Origin of the sequence: Synechococcus sp. R6-7 (genome assembly GCF_047461695.1) — a bacterium.
In the GTDB taxonomy this organism is placed as follows: Bacteria; Cyanobacteriota; Cyanobacteriia; order Thermostichales; family Thermostichaceae; genus Thermostichus.
Genome location: NZ_JANSHS010000010.1, coordinates 1 through 2,044, shown reverse-complemented (window position 1 = coordinate 2,044; position 2,044 = coordinate 1). Strand labels below are relative to the sequence as shown.

Genomic DNA, 2,044 nt, shown 5'->3' with positions numbered 1-2,044 from the left:
GCAGTGTTCAGCGTAAATGTATCAGCAATTCTGCTGGCTGAGAAAGAATCCCCGTCCTTTAGGGCGGGGGGTATGTCAACCAAAAAGGCCCCCATGTATGAATCAGGGGGGCTTTCGTAAGTCCTGGCTTTGCACTTGCCTAGCGAAGTGGGGAATCCAGCAGAATGACCAGGCGTTCTTCCAAAAACTTCAGGTTGGCCAACACTTGACTAAACGCTTCTTCCTGCGTCCAGTCCATAATCTCCATGGTCTTGTGGACTAGAGATTGCACCGGCACCGGCAAGGGGCCGAAGACATCCACCAGCCAGCGCACCGAGAAAGGATCGATGGTAATGTTCCCCTCAGCTCCCGGCCAGCCGTTGATGTTGACAGGCCCGTTGTCCCGAATGGCGTTGAGAAAAGCCTGCTTGGCATCCAACTTCACCAGAAGGGGGTGGGCTTGCACCGTGCCGTTCCACCATTCGTCGTTTGTAAACGGCTCAGCCTTGGGAATGCCGGGGTGCCCGCACCAAAAGTCGATCAAGCGGGTCATGTTGGGGAAAATCAGCTCGATGAAGTGAAGCTTTTGCTCCTCGCTTAACTTATTGAGTTGCCGCATCGAGTAGGGCACTGGCTTAGTCAAGACCCTCTCCAACTTCCACTGCTGCCAATTCACCATGCTAATAAACTCGAGGCCGGCCTGCCTCAACATCTCAAACACCTGCGGCACCGTAAAGCCCTTGTCGCTGCGCAGCAGGAAGTTGGCCAGGATCCCCGCTGTGGTTTTGATGGCATCGCCGTTCCAGTGGCTCTTCACAAAGCTGGCGTCGGTGAGCGCTTCCATCACCTCTCGTAGCAGGGGCACCGCTTTGGCTGCCGGCTCGTCCATCACCCCCAGCAGCTCCATCGCATCCTGCATGTTGAAGATAAACTGCCGCTGATAAAGGCTGTGAACATTGGTGCGGATGATCCCATCGGGCTTGAGCACCTGCCGCATGCCTTTCAAACCGGCAACCGGGTCGTCCAGTAGGTAGAGAACGTCGTTGCAGGCAATAAAATCAAACTCCTCCCCCAGCGCCGTCATGTCGGTAATGTCCATAACATGAAAGCGGGCGTTTTCAATCTTATGGAACTTAAAGCGCTGCTCTGCCATCTTGATGGACTCCGGCGAAATATCCACACCCACATAGCGAGCGCCGGGGTTGGCCGTTGCCAAAACCAAAGTTTCCCAACCGGAGCCACAGCCGGCATTGAGCATCACCTTGCCTTCCGGCAATACCACCTTGCGATCCCGCAGGTACCTGGCCGTCGTAAGGCTGTTGGCAAACAAAGCAAAGTTGTCGGTAACCGTCTGCTCAATTGGCACATTTGGGTAGGGAAACTCGTCAAACTGCGCCTGGACGGGGTTAGACACAGCGGTCTTTGCCATGGTGATCTCCCTGCTTTTAGGTATCCCAACACTCTTAGCACGTACCCTATCGTACTGCACAGCAAGCAAAAGACTGAGGCAAATCCAGAAAAGCCTGAGGATGGTACACTGGCGGAGTGTTTCGTAACTAGCCAGGAAGGCGGAAGAGGGATCCTTCGATGAGCCCCCGCAAGCGGCTGTTTTGGTTAATGGCAACTTTTCTCCTTGGAATTCTGGCTGCTTGTGGGCTAGCTAGCGGGCCCAGCCTCCTCAGTCGCCCAGAGACTTCATCGCCCGCCCCAGAAGGAGGCGTTGCTGCCTACTACGACGGCAACCCGCAATCGGTAACCATCCGCGATGCCGCCATTGCCTTTGCCATTGCCAGCGGGATCACCCAGCCCAGCCAGATTGTCAGCTTTGTCAACACCGTTTTGCGGGTGCAGCCTCCTCTCACCTTGGCTGAGGTGACCACGGCCGACCCCAATCCGGTGGCCATCTCCGATTTTGATGGGGATGGCACGCCAGGCACCATTCGGGATGCGGCTATTTTGTTTGCCGTTGCCACTTTGCAGACCCGCGATGCCAACCGCATCAACACCTTCGTCAACACCGTTTTGCGGCTGCAACCTCCCCTCAACCTGACGCCTGAACAGGCAG

General features: G+C 55.9%; 1 protein-coding gene and 1 pseudogene. One reads left to right on the top strand and one right to left on the bottom strand.

What is annotated here, in order from left to right; translation table 11 throughout:
- Positions 1-139: 139 nt before the first annotated feature.
- Positions 140-1,408 carry a class I SAM-dependent methyltransferase gene (locus NW815_RS00280; protein ID WP_414388995.1) on the bottom strand — a complete coding sequence of 423 codons (1,269 nt, stop codon included), beginning with the start codon at positions 1,406-1,408 and terminating at the stop codon, positions 140-142.
- A gap of 158 nt (positions 1,409-1,566) precedes the next feature.
- Here NW815_RS00280 and NW815_RS00275 point away from each other — a divergent pair.
- Positions 1,567-2,044: pseudogene (locus tag NW815_RS00275) on the top strand (peptidase M8); the annotation flags it as partial.